The 20,728-nt window shown below is 59.6% G+C and carries 20 protein-coding genes and 7 pseudogenes; 22 read left to right on the forward strand and 5 right to left on the reverse strand.

Features of this window, described 5'->3' with window-relative positions:
• Positions 1-150: 150 nt before the first annotated feature.
• The 15 genes and pseudogenes from RW095_RS03200 to RW095_RS03270 all read left to right on the forward strand — a co-directional run bounded on the left by RW095_RS03200 (position 151) and on the right by RW095_RS03270 (position 13,322).
• The gene (locus tag RW095_RS03200) at positions 151-1,212 is read left to right on the forward strand and encodes a DMT family transporter (RefSeq protein ID WP_317016718.1); all 1,062 of its coding nucleotides are present in this window, start codon (positions 151-153) and stop codon (positions 1,210-1,212) included.
• 403 nt (positions 1,213-1,615) lie between these two features.
• Positions 1,616-2,596: a chromate resistance protein ChrB domain-containing protein gene (locus RW095_RS03205; RefSeq protein ID WP_317016383.1), complete on the forward strand. Its 981-nt coding sequence runs from the start codon at positions 1,616-1,618 to the stop codon at positions 2,594-2,596.
• Positions 2,593-3,765 (forward strand): chromate transporter, encoded by a 1,173-nt coding sequence (locus tag RW095_RS03210; RefSeq protein WP_317016384.1) that lies wholly within the window; start codon positions 2,593-2,595, stop codon positions 3,763-3,765. The genes RW095_RS03205 and RW095_RS03210 overlap by 4 nt, the downstream gene beginning before the upstream one ends.
• Before the next feature lie 104 nt (positions 3,766-3,869).
• Entirely contained in the window at positions 3,870-4,550 is a 681-nt protein-coding gene (locus tag RW095_RS03215; protein WP_317016386.1) for a superoxide dismutase, read from the forward strand.
• A 61-nt stretch (positions 4,551-4,611) separates the two neighbouring features.
• Positions 4,612-5,109: a DoxX family protein gene (locus tag RW095_RS03220; RefSeq protein ID WP_317016387.1), complete on the forward strand. Its 498-nt coding sequence runs from the start codon at positions 4,612-4,614 to the stop codon at positions 5,107-5,109.
• A 37-nt stretch (positions 5,110-5,146) separates the two neighbouring features.
• On the forward strand, positions 5,147-5,737 hold the full coding sequence (locus RW095_RS03225; RefSeq protein ID WP_317016389.1) for a superoxide dismutase: 591 nt from the start codon (positions 5,147-5,149) through the stop codon (positions 5,735-5,737).
• A 42-nt stretch (positions 5,738-5,779) separates the two neighbouring features.
• Positions 5,780-6,094, forward strand: a complete 315-nt coding sequence (locus RW095_RS03230; protein ID WP_317016390.1) for a hypothetical protein — start codon at positions 5,780-5,782, stop codon at positions 6,092-6,094.
• 129 nt (positions 6,095-6,223) lie between these two features.
• Positions 6,224-6,448 (forward strand): annotated as a pseudogene (locus tag RW095_RS03235) (YncE family protein); the annotation flags it as partial.
• A gap of 85 nt (positions 6,449-6,533) precedes the next feature.
• Complete coding sequence (locus RW095_RS03240; protein WP_317016393.1) at positions 6,534-7,601, forward strand: Cj0069 family protein; 1,068 nt, start codon at positions 6,534-6,536, stop codon at positions 7,599-7,601.
• A 306-nt stretch (positions 7,602-7,907) separates the two neighbouring features.
• Positions 7,908-8,030: a hypothetical protein gene (locus RW095_RS03245; RefSeq protein WP_317016395.1), complete on the forward strand. Its 123-nt coding sequence runs from the start codon at positions 7,908-7,910 to the stop codon at positions 8,028-8,030.
• Between the two features lie 131 nt (positions 8,031-8,161).
• Positions 8,162-8,854 (forward strand): phosphatase PAP2 family protein, encoded by a 693-nt coding sequence (locus RW095_RS03250; RefSeq protein ID WP_317016396.1) that lies wholly within the window; start codon positions 8,162-8,164, stop codon positions 8,852-8,854.
• 314 nt (positions 8,855-9,168) lie between these two features.
• Positions 9,169-10,191: an IS110 family RNA-guided transposase gene (locus RW095_RS03255; RefSeq protein WP_317016719.1), complete on the forward strand. Its 1,023-nt coding sequence runs from the start codon at positions 9,169-9,171 to the stop codon at positions 10,189-10,191.
• A 253-nt stretch (positions 10,192-10,444) separates the two neighbouring features.
• A complete protein-coding gene (locus RW095_RS03260) occupies positions 10,445-11,458 on the forward strand; it encodes an IS110 family RNA-guided transposase (protein ID WP_317014957.1) in 1,014 nt (337 codons plus the stop codon).
• Between the two features lie 1,055 nt (positions 11,459-12,513).
• Positions 12,514-12,910: pseudogene (locus tag RW095_RS03265) on the forward strand (Ohr family peroxiredoxin).
• Between the two features lie 97 nt (positions 12,911-13,007).
• A complete protein-coding gene (locus tag RW095_RS03270; RefSeq protein ID WP_317016397.1) occupies positions 13,008-13,322 on the forward strand; it encodes a cupin domain-containing protein in 315 nt (104 codons plus the stop codon).
• Positions 13,323-13,470: 148 nt separating this feature from the next.
• Here RW095_RS03270 and RW095_RS03275 read toward each other — a convergent pair.
• The 4 genes and pseudogenes from RW095_RS03275 to RW095_RS03290 all read right to left on the reverse strand — a co-directional run bounded on the left by RW095_RS03275 (position 13,471) and on the right by RW095_RS03290 (position 15,824).
• Positions 13,471-14,227, reverse strand: a pseudogene (locus tag RW095_RS03275) (IS5 family transposase).
• Positions 14,224-14,847, reverse strand: a pseudogene (locus tag RW095_RS03280) (epoxide hydrolase N-terminal domain-containing protein). The pseudogenes RW095_RS03275 and RW095_RS03280 overlap by 4 nt, the downstream one beginning before the upstream one ends.
• A gap of 7 nt (positions 14,848-14,854) precedes the next feature.
• Positions 14,855-15,067, reverse strand: a complete 213-nt coding sequence (locus RW095_RS03285) for an isochorismatase family protein (protein WP_317016721.1) — start codon at positions 15,065-15,067, stop codon at positions 14,855-14,857.
• 55 nt (positions 15,068-15,122) lie between these two features.
• Positions 15,123-15,824: an IS6 family transposase gene (locus tag RW095_RS03290; RefSeq protein WP_317016399.1), complete on the reverse strand. Its 702-nt coding sequence runs from the start codon at positions 15,822-15,824 to the stop codon at positions 15,123-15,125.
• Between RW095_RS03290 and RW095_RS03295 the strand changes: the two genes are divergently transcribed.
• The 6 genes and pseudogenes from RW095_RS03295 to RW095_RS03320 all read left to right on the forward strand — a co-directional run.
• Positions 15,810-16,121, forward strand: a complete 312-nt coding sequence (locus tag RW095_RS03295) for a carboxymuconolactone decarboxylase family protein (protein ID WP_394365067.1) — start codon at positions 15,810-15,812, stop codon at positions 16,119-16,121. The genes RW095_RS03290 and RW095_RS03295 overlap by 15 nt on opposite strands.
• A gap of 24 nt (positions 16,122-16,145) precedes the next feature.
• Positions 16,146-16,979, forward strand: coding sequence for an SDR family oxidoreductase (locus tag RW095_RS03300; protein ID WP_449406534.1), 834 nt, complete (start codon positions 16,146-16,148; stop codon positions 16,977-16,979).
• Positions 16,946-17,251: pseudogene (locus RW095_RS03305) on the forward strand (SDR family NAD(P)-dependent oxidoreductase); the annotation flags it as partial. The gene RW095_RS03300 and the pseudogene RW095_RS03305, both read left to right, overlap by 34 nt.
• A gap of 10 nt (positions 17,252-17,261) precedes the next feature.
• Positions 17,262-17,489, forward strand: coding sequence for a DUF6130 family protein (locus RW095_RS03310; protein ID WP_317016400.1), 228 nt, complete (start codon positions 17,262-17,264; stop codon positions 17,487-17,489).
• Positions 17,380-17,763 carry a DUF6130 family protein gene (locus RW095_RS03315; RefSeq protein WP_317016402.1) on the forward strand — a complete coding sequence of 128 codons (384 nt, stop codon included), beginning with the start codon at positions 17,380-17,382 and terminating at the stop codon, positions 17,761-17,763. Before RW095_RS03310 ends, RW095_RS03315 begins: the two co-directional genes overlap by 110 nt.
• A 122-nt stretch (positions 17,764-17,885) precedes the next feature.
• Positions 17,886-18,112: pseudogene (locus RW095_RS03320) on the forward strand (transposase); the annotation flags it as partial.
• Between the two features lie 67 nt (positions 18,113-18,179).
• Here RW095_RS03320 and RW095_RS03325 read toward each other — a convergent pair.
• Positions 18,180-18,290: pseudogene (locus tag RW095_RS03325) on the reverse strand (transposase); the annotation flags it as partial.
• A 374-nt stretch (positions 18,291-18,664) separates the two neighbouring features.
• On the opposite strand from RW095_RS03325, the gene RW095_RS03330 reads away from it, so the two are divergent.
• Positions 18,665-20,707 carry an alkaline phosphatase family protein gene (locus tag RW095_RS03330; protein WP_317016403.1) on the forward strand — a complete coding sequence of 681 codons (2,043 nt, stop codon included), beginning with the start codon at positions 18,665-18,667 and terminating at the stop codon, positions 20,705-20,707.
• Positions 20,708-20,728 lie beyond the last annotated feature (21 nt).

Below are 20,728 nucleotides of genomic sequence, written 5' to 3' on the forward strand. Positions count from 1 at the left end.
GAGACCAGTGTGACCGGCACTTCTGGCGTCACATTCCGTAATCTGACGACGTTATCCTATTGGGCGACCCCTGCCGCCTGCACCGTGCCGACGAAGCGCTTCGGGTTAGGTCCCCGGACGGTAACATTCAACGATATAGAACTTTCGCTCATGCATAGTCGTCACAACGCCGCTTTCACCGCACTTCTGGCAGCCGCGCTATTCGGCGCAACCACACCTCTCGCCAAGACGCTGCTCGGCTCTCTCTCGCCCTTCATGGTCGCGGGCCTGTTCTACCTTGGTAGCGGTGTTGGTCTCGCCGTCGGAATTCTCTTTCAGCGGTTCCGTCGCACTACCGGTGAACGAGAGAACGAAAGCCGGATTCAGCTCGCCGGGGTGCCCTGGCTCCTTGGCGCAATCGCAGCAGGCGGCGTCGCCGGGCCCGCGCTGCTGATGCTCGGCCTCAGCACGACGCCTGCTGCAACCAGTTCCCTGCTGCTGAACCTTGAGGGCGTATTCACCGCGGTGATTGCATGGGTTGTGTTCCGCGAGAATGTCGACGTGCAGATATTTCTCGGGATGGTCGCAATAGTGTCAGGGGGGGTCGTGCTGTCCTGGCAACCGGGTGCCGCTGGCGTCGCGCCGGGTGCCCTGCTCGTCGTCGCAGCCTGCGTTGCTTGGGCAGTCGACAATAATTTGACACGCAAGGTGTCGGCGAACGACGCGATGGTCATCGCCTGTCTGAAAGGACTGGTCGCGGGCTCAGTCAATCTGTGCATCGCGCTCCTGCTGGGTGCACATCTGCCCGGCATCGGCAAGATTGCGGCAGCCATGCTGACCGGCTTCGCTGGCTACGGCGTGAGCCTGGTTCTTTTTGTCGTCGCCCTGCGAAATCTCGGTACGGCCCGCACGGGCGCGTATTTTTCTGTCGCCCCAATATTCGGCGTCGCGTTATCGCTTTTCCTCTGGCCCGAGGTGCCGTCGCTGTCTTTCTGGATTGCGGCTGCGCTCATGGCTCTTGGAATCTGGCTGCATATCCGTGAGCGGCATAAACATCCGCACACTCACGAGGTCCTGGACCATAACCATCGGCACCGGCACGACGAGCACCATCAGCACACACACGACTTTGAGTGGGACGGTGAGGAGCCGCACACGCATCCTCACCAGCACACGCCTATTACCCACACGCACGCGCATTTCCCCGACATTCATCACCGCTACATCCACTGAGGCTGCAAACGAGTTCTCGCTTTGTCTAGGTGACGGCCGGCGCCTTCCGCAGCCTCCGCCAGAAACCGGTTCACCCAGAACCGACCTGGTCCTCGACGTCGCTCCCAACCAGCTCTCCAGCTAGTTTTGCGAGCCCCTCCGGCCCCAGCTCCCGGGCCTGGTCTGCGGCGATCGTGGTCGTCCCGGACATCCGCCACGTTGGAGCGTGCGTGACACGGCTCGAGTACGAGCCGGCTTCTTGTCAGTCAAATGTCCTGGAAACCTTCTGCGCCAGTGACTGGCAGTCGCATGCCAGGCACTGACGCACCCGGCCCTTCAATTCCATCACAGGCAATCCGCTCTCCGTCGGAATTGAAAAAAAACGTGTTTGTAAAGTGCACTACATACGTGTAGTGTACTTTACATGAATACTCTAACAACTTGGGCCGTACTGGTCCTGACCTTTCCCACCGAGAACGCTACCGCGCGCATGCGGGCCTGGCGGGCGCTGAAAGCGAAGGGCTGCGCCGTCCTGCGCGACGGCATTTATCTGCTGCCGCACACCGCGGAGCGCGAGGACATGCTGGGCGAACTCGCTGGCAGCATCGACGAAGCGGGCGGCACCGCTCATCTGCTGCGGGCGCAAAGCCTGAGCCCGTCGCAGGAAGCAGACTTCCGCGCGTTGTTCGATCGGAACGATGATTACAGGGACTTTGTCGCGTCCCTTGGCGCTGCGCGGAAGACGCTGGCAGGCCAGCCACCCGTGGAGGTCACCCGCCTGTTACGTCGCCTGCGCAAGGACTATGACGCGATTCGGACGATCGACTACTTCCCGGGCGCGGCATCGACCGACGCTGAAATCGCCTGGGAAGACTTTCTGGCGCTCGCGGACACGGTCCTGTCACCAGGCGAGCCGCATGCGGCCGAGCGGGCCATCCGGCCCCTGCGGCGCGACGAGTACCAGGACCGCGCGTGGGCGACCCGGCAACGGCTATGGGTCGACCGCGTGGCCAGCGCCTGGCTGATCCGCCGCTTCATCGATCCGCAGGCACGCTTCCTCTGGCTGGCTTCGCCGGAAGCCTGCCCGCCGGATGCACTTGGCTTCGACTTCGATGGTGCGGTCTTCACGCACGTGGGCGAGCGCGTGACGTTTGAGGTGCTGGTCGTGAGCTTCGGTCTCGACGACGACGCGGCGCTTCTTCGGCTCGGTGAAATGGTGCACGCGCTCGATGTCGGCGGCGCACCGGTACCCGAAGCGGTCGGCTTCGAAGCCGTAATGGCCGGCGCGCGTCAACGCGCGTTGGACGACGATCAACTGCTCGATGAGATGGGTCGCGTGCTGGATTCGATCTACGCGCACTTCGCGACGAGCAAAAAAAATAACAGCGCAGAAGGGCGTTCATGAACCCCACCGCAGCGACCGCACCGGGTTATAGCCTCGGCCAGTTGATGCTTTACATGCTGCGTCTCGGCACCTTCGGCTTCGGCGGCCCCGTAGCGCTGGTCGGCTACATGCATCGCGACCTCGTCGAGCGCCGGATCTGGATCACCGAACAGGACTACAAGGAGGGACTGGCGCTGGCGCAAATGATGCCAGGTCCTCTTGCCGCACAACTCGGCATTTACCTCGGCTACGTCCATTACCGCGTCATCGGCGCAACGGTGGCCGGGATTGCTTTCGTCCTACCTTCGTTCCTGATGGTCGTGGCGCTCGGCTGGGCCTATGCGCAGTTTGGCGGCCTCTCGTGGATGCAGGCCGTTTTCTACGGGGTGGGTGCTGCGGTGGTCGGCATCATCGCGATGAACGCGTACAAGCTGACCAGGAAGACCGTCGGCCAAGACAGGCTGCTGTGGGCGATATTCCTGACGCTCGCGATCGTCACCGTTGTCACCGAGTCCGAAATCGCGTCGCTGTTTATCGCGGGTGGTCTGATCAACTGGTTCTGGCGTGCGCCACCAAAATGGCTTGGCAAGGGCGGACTGAATGCGCTTGCCGTGACGCAGGCGCCCGGCATCAGCGGCGTCCTCAGTGGTCTCGACCTGCCACTGCTCGGCCAGATCGGCCTTTTCTTCGCCAAGGCCGGCGCGTTCGTGTTCGGCTCGGGACTCGCGATCGTGCCGTTCCTCTACGGTGGCGTCGTAACCGAACACCACTGGCTCAACGACAAGCAGTTTGTCGATGCGGTGGCCGTCGCGATGATCACGCCGGGGCCGGTCGTGATCACGGTCGGCTTCATCGGTTACCTGGTCGCGGGCTTCCCGGGCGCCTGCGTCGCCGCGCTTGGGACCTTCCTGCCCTGCTATCTGTTCACCGTCCTGCCGGCACCGTACTTCAAGAAATACGGCAGGTTACCTGCCGTCAAAGCGTTCGTCGATGGTATTACCGCGGCGGCCGTGGGCGCGATCACGGGCTCAGTCATTGTTATCGCGCGGCGCTCGATAGTTGACTGGCCGACCGTGGTGCTTGCCCTTGTGACGGTCGTGCTGCTCTGGCGTTTCAAGAAGCTGCAGGAGCCGGTAGTCGTCGCTGCAGCTGCCCTGTTTGGTCTTGCCGTCTATCCGCTTATCCATTAGCGCGCCATCTGAAGGCACATGCGTGCGCGCATTCCACAAGGAACGTAATCATGGCAACACGTCGTAGCTTCCTGCAGGACACCGCCGCGGTCGGCGCTGGAATCATGTTGGCCCAGGCGCAAACGGTACGTGCCGCAGAAGAGTCCGGCTACACAGACAAGCTCACAGACGCGGACGGCAGGTATGCCGCTGGACCGCTGCCGTTTGCCTACGACGCGCTTGAACCCGTCATCGATGCGCGCACCGTCGAACTGCACTACAACTTTCACCACAAGCCTGCTGTCGCTGCCGCGAACAAGGCTGAAGACGGTCTCGCGAAAGCGCGGGACTCAAACGAGTTCGCGCTGGTGAAGTTCTACGAGAAAGAACTCGCCTTCCAGCTATCGAGCCACATCCTGCACACGATTTACTGGACCAGCATCTCAGGTAAAGGCGGCGAACCGAAGGGCGAGCTTGCCAAAGCGATCGACAGGAATTTCGGTTCCTATGCGAAGTTCAAGGCACAACTGGTCGCCGCAACGATTGCTGTAGAAGCATCGGGCTGGGGCGTTGTTGGTTACCACCCTGCAACAGGCAAGCTCATGATCCTGCAGTGCGAGAACCATCAGAAGCTGACCGCCTGGGGCATCCAGCCCATCCTCATCCTCGACGTTTTTGAGCACGCGTACTACCTGAAGTACCAGAATAAACGCAACGAATACGTCAATCAGGTTTTCAGCCTCATCAACTGGGACAACGCGGCCATGCGGATGCAGGCAGCGTCGCCTGCGCGGCGGCTGACATGAAACGGGTGACGCGCGAACGCCCAGAACCCGACTGACTGGCTACGCGACCACGGACACCATCATGAGGTTTTTGACCCGATCTGGATCGCTTGCCGCAGTCAACGAGGAAGGACCGCAGTGGGTTGTGCCGACGCGGCTCGCGGTCGGCGTGCTGATTCTTTTCCCCGTCGACGGAAGCATCCAGCAACTGTTCACGTTCTATCACGTCGACAAGCCTTTGTTGTTTGGCATGGTTGCCGCCGGCACGATCCTCCGCGCCTTCGAGGTCCTCGCCGGATTGAGTTTCGTTGCTGGCCTGGGAACAAGGCTGGTGGGGTATCCAACGGTAGCTATTTTCGCCGTGCGGGCGGTGGCCAATTTCGCGAACTCATTCGCCTGGGTGCGGGATCTTGTCAGCAGCGTCATCGTGCCTCACGGCGATTGGGGCTACGGTGCACTGTATCTCGGCGTCGCGCTTCTCCTTGGCGAGTTTCTGGGTGCTGGCAGCGGCAGGTGGTCGGTTGACTACTGGCTGTCAAGCAAATTCCGGGCAGCCGGGAAATCCGATTCCAGTCGTTGAATATGCACAAACACGTTTCATACAACAGGAGACGTCCATGAGTTACGAGATGAAACCGCTGGCCTGCGATCCCGCCACGCTTGCGGGCCTGTCAGAGCGACTGATCGTCAGTCACTACGAGAACAACTACGGCGGCGCAGTCAAACGCCTGAACGCGATCACCACGCAGCTCGCCACGATCGACGTGAACAGCGCACCTGTCTTCGCGCTTAACGGACTCAAGCGCGAAGAACTGATCGCCGCGAATTCCATGATCCTGCACGAGACGTACTTCGACAGCCTGGGTGCCGACGGCGAGGTGAGTGGCGATTTCGAGACTGCACTCACGCGGGACTTCGGCAGCGTAGAGCGCTGGGCGGCCGAATTCACCGCGATGGGCAAGGCGCTGGGCGGCGGCTCCGGCTGGGTGTTGCTGACCTGGTCGCCACGCCTCGGTCGCCTCACGAACCAGTGGGCGTCCGACCACGCGCACACCCTTGCCGACGGTACGCCGATTCTCGCGCTGGACATGTACGAGCATTCGTACCACATCGATTTCGGCGCGAAGGCTGCTGCCTACGTAGATGCCTTCATGCAGAACATCAACTGGACCCAGGTGGCGACGCGATTCGACGCACTGGGCCTCTGATCAAGGTCGACAGCGCATCGCGCCTTACACCGGGAGCAAGTCATGCCGATTCGTATTCATCCGGTGGCTCTTGCCAGCCTGGTTCTGGCCGCGGGCCTCGCGCTAGCCGGGTGCAAGGAGAAACCGTCCGAAGGGCGTTATCAGCAGGCGATCGGCCTGTCGCAGGTACCAGCACCCGTCAAATCAACGATCGAGCAACAGGCACATGGCCGCAGCGTCGGCGAAATCGAATGGCAGTCCGCCGGGGGCACCATTCGCTATGCCGTCGCGTTGGGTTCCGGTAACCAGAAGCAGGAGCGACTCATCGACGAAGACGGAAAGGTGATCGCCACCAACGCAGATGACGACGACGATTGAACGAGCACTGCTCGCGGACCTTTGCTGCACGGTGAACACACTGATGAAACTCGCGTCATGAATGCACCTTGGACTCGATTTGCTACTGGTTGGCTGTTTCCCGTCGTGCCCGTTATCGCGGCGGCGGTTATGTCCGTTATGCCGCAGACGTCATGTGCGAATGACGGTTCTGACCTGGGCGGCTTGCCGTTAAAACTCGTCTCCGAGGTTCCTCTCGGTGGACAGCCGACCCGACTCGACTACGAAAGCTTCGATCCGGAACGCCACCTGCTCTACATCGCCCATCTGGGCGACGGTGAGGTCATCGTGTTCGACACGCACGCCGGCCGCGTGATCGGTCGGATTCCGGACGTTCTGAATGCGTAGCGCCAACCCGGCTAATCGCAAAGGTGTTCGCGCTTAAGTGACGTCCTGGATGAAGGCGTGTGCGGAGGATGAGATGAGTCAAACTGAAACGGCCAGGGTGGCCGTAGTGTGGCGCGGCGATCATGAGACGCGTAAAAGTGCGACACCGGCGAATAATCGCTTTTATCGCGTCTTCGAAGAACTGACGGCGATTGGTATTCAGGCGGAGCCCGCTGTCTATTCCGACGATATCGTGGACGAAGTGCGTAAACAGCTCCTGAAGGTCGACGGTGTACTGGTATGGGTTGATCCGATTCACGACGGGCAGACCCGGGTAGCGCTTGACGCCATGCTGCGGGAAGTGGCGACGCGCGGACCCTGGGTCAGCGCCCACCCTGACGTCATCCTGAAGATGGGCGTCAAGGAGGTTCTGCATCGCACCCGGAATCTCGGCTGGGGAACGGATACCCATCTCTATCGCGACAGATCCGCGTTCCAGTCTGAGTTCCCGTCCCGGCTCGAATCGGCAGGACCGCGCGTGCTCAAACAGAACAGGGGCAATGGTGGTCAGGGGGTCTGGAAAGTCGAGCAAGTCTCGCCGACGGGCAGCGACACCGTATGGGTTCGCGTTCTGCATGCCCGCCGAGGGAGCGTGCCTGAAGAGACAACGCTTCACGATTTCATGGCGCGCTGCGAAGCCTACCTCACACCCGATGGTTGCATTGTTGACCAACCCTTTCAGTCACGCCTGCCCGACGGCATGATTCGCTGCTACATGGGAGCTGACAAGGTTGTCGGGTTTGGACACCAGTTCATCAAGGCGCTGATACCGCCGCCACCCGAAGGACCCGACTCTGACGCCGCACAGCCTGGCCCGCGCATCATGCACCCCGCCTCAGCGGAACCGTTCCAGGCGCTCAAGGCCAAAATGGAACAGGAATGGACGACGCAGATGATGGACGTCCTGAACATCGACACCGCTTCGCTGCCGATTATCTGGGATGCTGATTTTCTTCACGGACCGCGCAACGAATCGGGCGAAGATACCTACGTACTCTGTGAGATCAACGTCAGCTCGGTTTTCGCCATACCGGACCAGGCACCGGCAGCCATTGCTCGCCTCGTGAATGAACGTCTGCGTAAAAAATACACCTCGATCTGAGGTTCCGCCGAAGGGCGAGCAGCGTGATTTGCGCAGCCAACCCCGTCACCTGAGCCCCCGTGAAACGGTGATCTATGCAGTTAGGCGAAATGGCCAGGGCCACGTCCGCTCGAGCGCATATTCCGGTCATTCGTCAGGCTCTGATGATCGGCCGTCGATGGCCGGTCACTGACTCATGCAAACCTCATGCACCGCGCGAACCTCGCAAAGTCGCGATCGGCAGCACGCGACCGGTGCAGACAGTCATCATCCTGCGAACTGTGCGGCGCGTCTCGGAGTGCAGCGGACATTCGCGGGATGAGGTCGTTGGCGGATTCCCGGCCGAAGCTCGATTGGGTCACCGAAGGACAGCGGGTCGGCATTTCCGCTGCGGCTATCGACGCGGTGTTCGTCGGCATACGCCGCCCGAAGAGGAAACTCGCGCAGTAAGCCGTCGGTGAAAGCTGGCGATGAAATTGCGCAGTAAAAGTTGTCAGTGAAAGTAAGCACCAAAAAATGCGGCGCATCCAATGAGATATGCTGACCCTCGATGCGACTAGCTCAGGGTTTCTTACAAAATAATGAATAGCTTCGATTCGTCTATCGAAACATATCTGTCCAACATACACTTCGGTCATTTCGCGACCCACTCCATAGAAGCCATCGCCGACCTTTACACCTTCAAAGGCCTCGTACTCATTCCCATGCTCTGGTGGATGTGGTTTCAGCACGACGAGCGCCGTGAATGGCGGCGAGAAATGGTTTTCGCGACGCTTCTCAGTGGCCTCGTGGCGCTCTTCGTCGGAAGACTGCTGACTCACTGGTTGCCGTTCAGAGTGCGCCCCATCTATAGCGCCGAACTGCATCTGCACTTTGCAGGTAGCGCTCTCAAGGACGCACTGCTGACAAGTTGGAGTTCCTTCCCAAGCGATCACGCGATGCTATGGATGGCGGTCGCCACCGGCATCTTCCTCGTGTGGCGGGGCATCGGTGTGCTGGCGATTACCTATACCCTGCTGTTCATTTGCATTCCGCGCGCCTATCTGGGCTTTCACTACCCAACCGATTTGCTGGTGGGCGCCGCCGTGGGAATCGGAATTACCTATGTCATGACGCGAGATGCGATCCGCGTGCGCTACGCGACTCCGGCGTTGCGATGGATCGAACGCTGCCCAGGGCCTTCAGCGATGCTGGCCTTTATTCTGTGCCTCGAACTCGTTACGCAGTTCGACGAACTGCGCAAGCTGGCGAGCGGTGTGCTCAAACATCTATGAACCCGCATTGCGGTGCGGTGCTGGGAGCGTGTCGGTGGTGGCACCGCCCGAGCGAGTGATTTTATCGAAGCCAGGTTCATCGACGCGACACACGTCGTTGTGATGGAGACGGCCGCTCAGAAAGGCGGAGCAGTCGCACAAATATCTATGTGACGGTCTCGATGAACGTCGCTTCATGGCCGAGATGGAATGGACACCGCCCTCCCTTCGGGGAGGTAGGGTTCAGCAGGAACGCGGAGGCCCTCCAGAACCGAACGGCATCAATGTGCCAGAGTGGAGTTTCGACACGTCCACTTGAGGAACGGAGGGCCCAAATGAATGCTACGACATACGGTCTGGATGTTGCAAAGCGGATTTTCCAGATGTACTGGGTTGACGCGCAAACCGGAGACATAGCCAATCGGCGCTTCCGGCGCGACGAGCTGATTGCGTTTCTGGCACAGCGACCCGCGGGCCGTGTGGCGCTCGAAGCATGCGGCAGCGCGCACTGGTGGGCCCGCAAGATCAAGGCGCTCGGGCACGAAGTGATACTGCTGCATGCGAAGTTCATCCGGCCATTTGTCCAGACGAACAAGACCGACGCGGCGGATGCGCGGGCTATCTGGACGGCGGTACAGCAGCCGGGGATGCGAGCGGTAGCGGCAAAGACGGAAGACCAGCAGGCGATGCCCGGCCTTCACCGAATGCGATCGCTGCTCATTAAATTCCGAACAATGCAGGTGAACCAGTTACGAGGCTTACTTTATGAATTCGGTGTGTCGTTCCGCACCGGGCGCGTCGCTGGACTGAATGAGATCCGTGCACGCATGGCAGAACTCGAAGACGCTCTGCCCGGAATCATGATCTTCAGCCTGCAGGACCAGTTGAGACGTATCGATGCGATCGAGCGCGACATCGATCGGCCTGAGAAGCAGATAAGCGGTTGGCTCAAACAGGAAGCGGCTTGCCGGGCGATCGCCGAAATACCTGGCATCGGCAAACTCACGGCGACTGCGCTAGTCGCCACGATGGGGGATGCAAAAACGTTCAAATCGGGTCGTGAATTCGCCTCGTTTCTCGGGCTAGTGCCACGACAAAGCGGTACAGGTGGCAAGATCAGATTGGGATCGACTTCAAAGCGAGGTGACCCCTACGTGCGCACGCTACTGATACATGGAGCACGTTCAGTAATGCGCCATGTCAAGACGCCGACGTCCTGGCAGAAAGGCATCCTGGAGCGACGACCAGCGAATGTTGTGACGGTAGCCCTGGCGAACAAGATGGCGCGAATGGCATGGGCAATTCTTGCTCACGACAGCAGGTACGAGAAGAATCACGTAAGCGTGAGACCTGCCTAGCAGGTACGAACTGGAATGAACATAGATTTACCGATAGGTTGCTGAGGTTGACTCAAACGTGATGGCGAAACAGGTCGGACCGTAGGAACGCAAACCTGAACACGGCCTTGCACTTAAAAGCGCGTGGCCGAGATGAGGACGTTCCTGGCAAATTCCATCAGGGCTCGCGGCTTCGGCTTGCGTAAAGCTGATGGTATGGACTCCTGCCCCCTCCGGGGCGCACACTGCCGGAGCCACTTTCGGGAGATTTGATATGCCTACGCTCACCATCGGTCTTGATATTGCGAAAAACGTGTTCCAGGTTTATGGCGTCGATCGTGGCTGCAGACCGGTCATACAGCGTAAGCTGCCCCGGGCAGATGTGTTGAAGTTCTTCGCGAAACTGGAATCGAGTCTGATCGGTATCGAAGCATGTCACGGTTCACACTTCTGGGCTCGCGAACTTACGTCTTTGGGACACACGGTACGCTTGCTGCCAACGCAATATGTGAAGCCCTTTGTAGTCGGTGGCAAGAACGATGCAAATGATGCTTCAGCTATCTGCGCCGCGGTATCACGACCGGGCATCCATCCGGTACCGATCAAAAGCGCCGAACAGCAATCATTGCAGTCTGTTCATCGTATGCGTGAGCGGCTGGTTCACGAGCGAACAGCGAAGTCAAACCAGATACGGAGCATGTTTGCCGAAGAGGGCTTCATCTTTCCTATAGGCATTGTCCAGTTAAGGCAGGGCATTGTGGCTTTGGTCAACGATGCTGAAGCTCACATCACTATTCTGCTACGCCGGCTTGGGTCGATGTACCTCGAACAGTTGGCAGCGTTACAACGCTGGATCGACGAGCTTGCTTCGGAAATTGCCGACATATTCAAACGCAATGAGAGCTGCCAGCGTCTCGCTACAGTGCCCGGGATTGGACCGCTCGTGGCGACCGCATTGTTCAGCGGGGTCGGAGACCCACTGCAGTTCAAGAACGGACGGCAGTTCGCAGCATGGTTGGGGCTGACGCCCAGGCAGCGGTCGAGTGGCGGCAAGTCAAAGCTCGGTGGCATCACAAAACGCGGCGACACCTATCTCCGCACTCTGCTGGTCCAAGGAGCGCGGGCGGTGATGCGCTTCGTCGGGCGTCATGATGACCGGCATAGTTGCTGGATCAAAGCCGTGATGCAACGCCGCCACGTGAGCGTCGCTGCAATCGCTCTCGCGAACAAGACGGCGCGGATAGCGTGGGCAATATTGACCAGTAGTGACAGCTTCAAGTTGGCATAACCGCCCTGTAACGCAGCGAGACACCTTCACTCCATCCACGATTGCGCAAGAAGCGGCAAAGCATGGCGAACCGGTCGGACCGGCGCTTGCAGATCCTGATATATCCGGCGGCTGCGTTACGAAGCCAGGAGGCCGATGAGGAGCAAGCGCGCAAACTTCCATGATGGCTCGTGCTGAAGCCAGGCACATCAAAAGCCGAATGTACGGACGCAGTCGAGACCTTCAAAATGCACACCGATCTTGCTCATAGGCGGGAGTCCATGTATGAATATAAGACCGCAACCGATACTTCGTTCATCATCACATCAAGATCAACTTGGCAAACCGGGCGGTGTCCATATAAGGCCGTGTGAAAACACGCGCCGCATGCTGCTTCCCCAAAAATCGACCCCTCAGATCGCGCTGTGCTGGCTTGGCAGCAACTCGGGAAGGGTAAAACGACACCCGAAAACCGAGTACTTTGGCGTTTTCACACGACCTCGGCCGCGTGCTGTCTCATGCAATCGGCATAAACAACTTCAGACTTGAAGTGTTTTGATCGGCAGCACGCGACCCGCAGGCGACGGTCGCGAAGAAGCGGCGGGCGGCCGCTCGCGTGGTCAAAGCGGACCGTCGCTGACTGGACTGCAGGGGCTGTCCGTCATCTCAACCTCCGGCCCAGATTCGACGGGCACGTCTTCCACTGTCATGCCATCAGAACCAGAGAGATCCTCGCGGGGATCTTTCGCGAAGCATGTCAATCGACAGCAGGCAAAAGTCATTCGCTTACCACGGTAACTTCCGCCCGCGATAACCGATGGCGACGAATGAGAGACGAACTGCCGGATGGCACTGCGCGGTTAACTTACAGCGGTCCTACGCCCGACCTCGCATCGCCGGGGCCCGCCCCGGCTTCGCGCGAAAGGCGCAATTTTATCCACTCACGACGGTTCAGAAAGCCCGAGCATCGTCATACGGTCAAGGTTGTACAAGATAGCCCTCCAAGGTCTTTCTCCGCCTTTGAGTATCGTCATGTTCGCTCGCCTGGCGTGACGGTGCGTACCCCTTGTCCGAGAATCGCGAGGCCCTCCCGCAGTGCATCCCATGCAAGCGTCGTCGACATCAAGCTGTCGGCGCCCGGCGGCGAAAACCACGAGTTCATCGCCGCAGAACCGCACCCGACCGCCGAGCAGTTGTTTGCGGGCGCCTGGTCGGCCTGTTACATCAGCGCACTCGGGATCGCAGCCTCGCTGAAGAAGGTCACGCTGCCGCCCGACTATTCCGTGGAAATCCAGGGTAGACGTGGGCCAGACCGGTCCCGTCTGGTTCCTCGGCGCCCAGTTCACCGTCCGCGCGCCGGGCCTGGCACAGGACGTCGCCGAGGCGATCGCGCACGCGGCCCATCAAATCTGCCCGTATTCGAAGGCTGTGCAAGGAAACATCGACGTCGCCCTGAACGTCATCACGGCATGATCCGGCAAGGCACGCGCCTTTCACTGAGCATCTACAGCTTTCCCGATAGCGGCCAGCGCGGAATCCGCGCTACACATTTTTCAACAAGGAAGGACCCATGCTTCACCTTACCAAAGCAGCTCGCCAATTCGCAGAAACCAGCTTCCCCGGTATCCGTTCGTGCGTCGTCTGGGGAGAAAACGGCGAAGGCGCGGACATCGTGGAATTCAAGGCCGGCGCCCGCTTTCCGCTTCACGATCATGAAGCTCCGGAGCAGGTCCTCATGTTGTCGCGACGCATCCGCTTCGGCAACGTAGTGTTGTCGGCGGGCGACTACCTGAAGATCGGGCCCGGAGAGGAACATGACGCGGAGGCGCTCGAAGATTCACTGTTCTTCCTCGCCCATGAGGGTGGCATAGTGCTCAAAGGCTGACTACGCTCCCCAAGCCAACGGGAGACAAACATGGCTTGCTCCGCCCGCGCAGTCTGCGGGCGCGACGGCCGCGTGGCCGCTCATGCCAGGTTCGTGGCTTGTCGCGCCAACTGTCGCGAACGGGTATCGGCCATTTCTTAGGTTCTGTTCACATTCTCACCAGTGGCCCAAAGGCGCTGGCTAGTGTCGCGAATGCGAGATAGTTGCCCGCGAGCTTGTCGTATCGAGTGGAGACGCGACGAAAATGTTTGATGCGATTGAACAATCGTTCGACGATGTTCCGAGTGCGGTACAGCACGCGGCTGTAGCGGCGCTCTGCCTTTCGATTCGAACGCGGTGGGATGACCACCTTGGCATGTGCAGCACGGATCGTGCGCACAAAGGCATCCGAGTCGTAGCCTTTGTCTGCAATCACCGCGCCGATGCGCAGATGCTCGACCAATTCGTGCGCGCACGAAATATCGGCAACCTGTCCCTCGGTGATGATCATTCGCAGCGGCGTCCAGCTTCATCGACAGCCAGATGCAGCTTGCTCGTCAGTCCGCCGCGGGAACGACCGAGCGCTTGGGGGCCGCTTTTTTTCGAGCGCCGGCCGAATGCTGGTGCGCACGCACGATGGTGGAGTCGATCAGCACACGTTTGATCTCCGATTCGTTGGCCACTGCTTGCGCCACGCGCTCCCACACGCCTTTGCGACGCCACCGCGAGAAGCGCATGTACACCGTATGCCATTGGCCGAACTCTTTCGGCAAATCGCGCCACGGGCAGTCGGTTCGGTCGATCCAGAGAACGGCTTCGACAAACCAACGATTGTCGGTCGCCGTTCGCCCCGGATCGCCTTCCTTGCCCGGCAAGACAGATTCGATTCGTGCCCATACCTCGTCGCTCAGTAACGTTCGAATCATCTTGCCCCGCTTGTGCAAAAGACAAGATGTAAACACATTTCATCGAATGTAAACAGACCCTGGCGCCTGAAGACATGCCGCAAGCTACGGGTTCCGGGTGAGCTTTGTGGCTCGCGACGTTTCGACAACGCAGATAAACACTTCGACCGGCGGCTTTCCTTTTTTCGACGAGCGGTGGGATTGGCCAGCGGACCGACCACCTTTGTGAACTCGAACACCGAGCCCGGCCAACCATGAGTGACAATCATCGGCAATTCGCTCGGGCGCGGAGAGCGCGCCCAGATGAAATGGATGTCGACGCCGTCGAGCCGCGCCTCGGCCTTGCGCCAGTCGTAGTTCGTTCCCCAGTAGCGGACGAGCTATTGCATCTGTTCAAGTTGCGCGCCCTGAGACCGATCGGCCACCTTCTCCTTGTCCGGCCAACGGGTTGCCGCGATGCGCCGGCGCAGATCGTCGAGTTGCACATCTGAAACGTGGACGTGGACGTGGAAGGCGCGAATGGCCTTTGCGGATTCCGCCATTGGTACATCCTGCACGACGGTCCCGGAAGCCGCGTGAACGGCAACTGCCGCCGAGACTGCCAAGGCAGCCGCGATGGCCGTCGCCATGAGTTTCATCATGATCTCTTCAGTTGAGTGAGGCGATGAGTTCGTCTGTGGTCACAATGGCATGCGCGTAGGTAGGACCGTTCAGTTCGTGGGCGGCATGCATCATTTCGCGCGTGAGAGCAGCCGTGGCGTCCCTAACGAGCGTCACGTGAAAGCCGAGTTCCGTTGCATATCGCGCGGTATCCTCGATGCACGTGTTGGCGAGCAACCCCACTACCACCACGTGCGTGATGGTTCTGTCGCAGTAAGACGGTTAAGTCGTACAAAGGCAATATGATGAGGATAGCTTACATAACCAACGAGTAAAACTGGCAGGCTGCAGATGGCTTGATTTTGCCAGTGTGTATCATCTGCCCTTTGGCAATCATATGCATGATCTCGATGCCACTGAGAATGACGCGCGCGCAGCGGAAGTCCTTGAACCCGAGCATCGGTCGGATGATGCGTTTGATGGCCCGATGGTCCTGTTCAACCACGTTGTTAAGATACTTGACCTGACGGATCTCAATGGGTGTGTCGCGCTCGGCGTTCATCGCGTGCAGCGCGGCCAGATGAGCTCCGCTTTTGTCGATCGTCACCGTCTCGGGTACGCCGTTTTGTCGGAACGATTTTTCGAAATACCGCTGGGCAGCAGCCTTGTTCCGCCTGGCTCGCAGAAGAAAATCGACCGTGTTGCCTTCTTTGTCCACGGCCCGGTAGAGGTACTTCCATTCGCCCCGGACCCTCACATAGGTTTCGTCCATCCTCCAGCTCTTGCCGACCGCTCGCTTGCACCGGCGGAAGGCCTTCTCAAGCGCGGGCAGAAGCTTGATGGCCCAGCGGTGCACCGTGGAATGATCCACCGCAAACCCACGCTCGGCCATCATTTCCTCGAGATGACGCAAGCTAAGCGGATAGGCAACGTACCAACGCACGCAGGTCAGCATTACTTCCAGAGGATAGTGCAACCGTTTAAGCACCCGTGCCACACCCGGATCCAGCGTCTTCATTCCTCACCCACGCGACCGTTTCGATCCGCGCAGATTAACAGAAGGCCTTGTTGCGACAAAACCGATGCGGCAGCCGCCAGGAGTGGGATGCTCGAACCGAAAATCCACGAACTAATCGCCTTGGCCGTGGCAGTGACTACGCGCTGCGACGGCTGTATTGCGGTGCACACCAAGCGCGCTGTCGACAAGGGCGCGACACGCGAAGAAATCGCCGAAGCGCTGGGTGTGGCCATCGCCCTCAATGCCGGCGCGGCCATGACTTACACCGCACGTTGCTCCATGCATACGCAGCACTGAAGAATGTTCAATCGGGAGTTAATCATGTTGAAGAATAAAACCGCACTGATCACTGGCGGTAGCTCGGGCATCGGCCTGGCAACGGCAAAGCTGTTCCTGACAAACGGCGTGCGTGTTGCGATCACCGGCCGCGATGCTGCGTCGCTGAAAGAGGCCAGGGATGCCCTTGGTGCTGACGTGCTGACTCTAGAAGCAGACGTGCGCTCCAGCGAAGATCTGCAGCGCATGGGTACCACAGTCAAGGAGCAATTCGGCGGTCTGGATATCCTCTTCGCCAACGCAGGCGTCGCCTTCGTCACGCCGCTGGGCAAGACCACCGAAGAGCAGTTTGACAAACTGATGGACATCAACGTGAAGGGCACCTTCTTCACGATCCAGGCCGTGGAGCCGGTTATGCGCGAAGGCGGCTCGATCATCCTCAACACCGCGTGGTTGAACCAGGTTGGCGCACCGGGACGTGGCGCGCTGTCGGCGTCGAAGGCGGCGGTACGCTCCCTGGCCCGCACGCTGTCCGCTGAGCTGCTGCCACGCCGCATTCGCGTCAACGCCGTCAGCCCAGGCCTGATCGAAACGCCTATCCTGCGCGGTGTCGGCCGGTCCGAGCATCCAGGCCAAAGCGACGCTGAATTCAAGGCCTACATTCAGGGCGCCGTCGACATGATCCCGATCGGCCGTCTTGGCAACGCTGAAGAAATCGCAGGGGCGGTGCTCTTCTTGGCCAGCGACGCATCCAGCACATGCTGGGTTCCGAACTGGTGGTGGACGGTGGATTCGGTCAGCTCTGAAGCGCCGCTTCCGCCATCAGCCAATCTCGGAACGTCTGTAGCTCAGCCGCCAACGCCGGCGTTCATCCATTGACGCGCAACCTTGCCATCGAACTGGCGCCGACGAAGATCCGAGTCAACACTGTCGCACCGGCTGTCGTAGAGACGCCGATCTTCGGCACCTTCATGAACCCTGTGCAGGTCAAGGATGCTCTGCCGAGCTTCAATGCTTTCCACCCGCTGAGCCGCAATGGCCAGCCGGGCGATAGCGCAGACGCTGTCCTGTTCCTCGCCTCTGATGAGGCTTCGTGGATCACGGGCGCAGTATTGCCTGTGGATGGTGGCGCGTCGGCTGGCCGTCATTAAAGGAGCAAATATGGATATCAAACACTTGGCGGCACCAATCGCCGCCGTACTTTCGGTCTCGTCATTCACCGCCAGTGCTGCCGATGTCGCCACACCGAGCGCGAAAGCGATTCGCAGTGCTTCGACGTATGTGGAAGTTGAAAACGAACCGCCGCCCAAGCTTTTCGTCGATCCGCCGCTGCCGGACGGTTTGGCGATTGGTGTGGTGTGGTGTGGTGTGGATTCAATATCGCGTTGAGAACCTGCGAATTGTTCCAGTGTTCGGAACGGGCGCAACCAAGGTATCGCCACGCGTCGGCCATCTGCATATCACTGTGGACAACCTCCCGTGGTGGTGGGCCGATGCAAGTGACAATAACACGATCGACATCGCGGGGCTGCCAGCCGGCGAGCACACGGTGCGGATCGAACTGGTCAACCCGAATCACATGATCTACGAAACGAAGTACGTGAAGTTCAACTTGCCCGTAACCGTACGGCACGAATTTGACGGCAAGGAACATGGCCACTGAAAGTCGTATGCTTCACAGCCGGTTGACCGTCCGCTTTTAAGAATTTCGACTGGCTGAAGGATTCCATCAAACCGTTACATCGACGGGTTGACTCAACAATCACTGGCGGCCACTGGAATCCGTATCGGATCGCCGATGCGCGCTATGAGAAGGTGCGTGAATCAGGCGTGATTCGCTCCCAGGCGGTGCTGATTGCCATCGGCATCAACTGGGAGGGTCACCGGCAAGTGCTAGCCTGGAACTGGCTAACCGCGAGAGCCAGTCGAGCTGGAAGCAGTTCTTGCTGGGGCTGAAGAAGCGCGGACTCTCAGGCGTGGAGTTCGTCGCCTCGAACAATCATGCGGGACTGGGCATCGCCAGCAGGTCCGGCCGTGAAATCGTCCGCAGGCTCTGTGTATCAAAGGTGTGTCTTAAACCAGTTCCTGCAGGCAGTCGTCGTGGGCCTTGCGTGGCAGGTAATCCAATGCGTTACGCGGAAAGTGCTCGTAGCAGCGCTGCCGGGCGGCCTCAGGAAGCACCTCGCCGACTGTTGTCAAAGACCTGATCATCGTGCCGGATGAACATCAGTCATTCTGTCAGCGGCATGACCTTCACTGATGTTCATCTGACTCACCGATGTTTAGGGAAGGATTTTCGCTGCGCTAGCGTCGTTTTGGCAAAACTGAATTGACCTAAACAGCAAAGATGGTCATATGATCCGCGTGCCCGGAACAGCCGAATCGTTCTCAGCCTCCAGTTTCAAGGGTTTGGCGGCATTAGCGAACCAGATCACTTGCCACGGATGAGGAGGAACTGCGCGTCGAACTGCACGGGTAGAAAGGTAATTGAAGAGTTACTGTCTCGCCGCAGTCATGTGCCATCAGTAAGGTTGCGCAAGATTAATCTTACAGATGGAGGATAAATGAAAAAGTACCAAGCGTTCGAACGACGCTATGTTTCAAAAGTTCCCGCCGTTCTCGCGGCCTGCGCAGGCGTCGTCGCCCTTGCGTTCGCGGCATCTCCCGGCACCGCCGCGGCGAAAAATCAAGACAACGAATCTTCCACGCAAACGCCGATCAAACATGTGATTGTGATCGTCGGTGAAAATCGCACGTTCGATCACGTGTTCGGTACGTACAAGCCGGCGAACGGGCAATCGGTGCAAAACCTGCTGTCGCAAGGCATTGTCAACGCGGATGGCTCACCGGGCCCGAACTTCGCGAAAGCACGCCAATACCAGGCCACAGTGACGGGAACGACACAGTTCTCGTTGGCGCCATCGATCAAGAGCCCCTACAGCACGCTGCCTTCGCCGAACACCGGTGGCACGGCCACTGCGGCGAGCGACACGACCGGTGCCCCGTACGCAACGTACAACGCGGCCGCACAGGCCGAAGGCGGAGCACTCGAAGCGTCCGACATCGGCCAGCTGCTGACCGGTGCGTCCGGCTTGCCGACAGGCGCAAAGGATGCGCGAGTCGCCAACTACAACGCACTGCAAAGCGGCCCTTACCCGCTGCAATCGCCACAGCAGTCATCGCTGTATGACGCGTACATGGGCGGTCCGGTGCACCGCTTCTACCAGAATTGGCAGCAGTCCGACTGCGACGTGTCCCACGCCACCCGCGAAAATCCGAGCGGCTGTCTGATGGATCTGTTCGCGTGGGTCGAGACCACCATCGGTGCGGGCAGCAACGGCAGCGCGCAACCCACGCCGTTCAGCGACCAGACCACGAAGGAAGGTTCAAACGCGCTGGGCTTCTACAACGCGAGCAAGGGCGACATGCCGTATTTCACCCAGCTCGCACGCACCTATACGATCAGCGACAACTATCATCAGCCGGTGATGGGCGGTACGGGCGCGAATAGCATCATGGTCGGCGCCGCCGATGCCTACTACTACACCGACGGCAGCGGCAATGCGACGGTCCCGCCGTCAAATCAGATCGAAAATCCGAACCCGCTGACGGGTACGAACAACTGGTACATGCAGGACGGCTATTCGGGCGGTAGCTATAGCGACTGTTCGGACACGAGCCAGGCGGGTGTCGGGCCGATCAGCAAGTATCTGGCGTCGCTCTCGTACCATCCGAAGATGAACTGCGCGCCGCAACATTACTACCTGCTGAACAACTACAACCCGGGCTACAACGGCGACGGTACGGTGCTCGACAGGACGAAGTCGCCGTTCACGATCCCGCCGTCACCGGTACGCACAATCGGCGACACGTTGCTCCAACGTCACATTCCGTGGAAATACTACGGCGAAGGCTGGAACACGTTCGTCAGCAACCCGGCGACGAGCGTCTACTGCAACATCTGCAACCCGTTCCTGTACGAGACGTCGATCATGACGAACCAGCAGGTCCGCGATACGCACCTTGCCGACACAACCGACCTGTATGCGGACATCAGCGCGGGCAACCTGCCGGCGGTGTCGTTCGTCAAGCCGGGTGGCAAGCTCGACGGGCATGCGACATCGTCAAAGTTTGGCCTGTATGAGGCGTTCGTGCATAAGATCGTCGATGCCGTGCAGAGCAATCCGAAGCTGTGGGCCAGTACAGCGATCCTGATTACGGTGGACGAAGGCGGCGGCTACTACGATTCGGGCTATATCCAACCAGTGGACTTCTTTGGCGATGGCCCACGCATTCCGATGATCGCGGTGTCGCCGTATTCGCAGGGCGGGCACGTCGCTCACGGCTATGCCGACCACGCATCGCTGGCCAAGTTCATCGAACGCAACTGGGGACTGCCGCCGATCACTGACCGCAGCCGCGACAACCTGCCGAACCCGGTCCAGCGGAACAACAACCCGTACGTGCCTGTAAATGCGCCGGCGCTTGGCGATCTGTTCGACATGTTTAATTTCGATTCGGGTCATGGTCACGGCGGCAAAAACCAGCAAATCGGCAACGCGAATGCTGACGAGCCGAGCGGCGCCAAAGGGGCGATGCCGTTCTGATCGGCTTTGAGCTGCGCGTGG

This window comes from Paraburkholderia kirstenboschensis (genome assembly GCF_032806925.1).
Lineage (GTDB): Bacteria > Pseudomonadota > Gammaproteobacteria > Burkholderiales > Burkholderiaceae > Paraburkholderia > Paraburkholderia kirstenboschensis.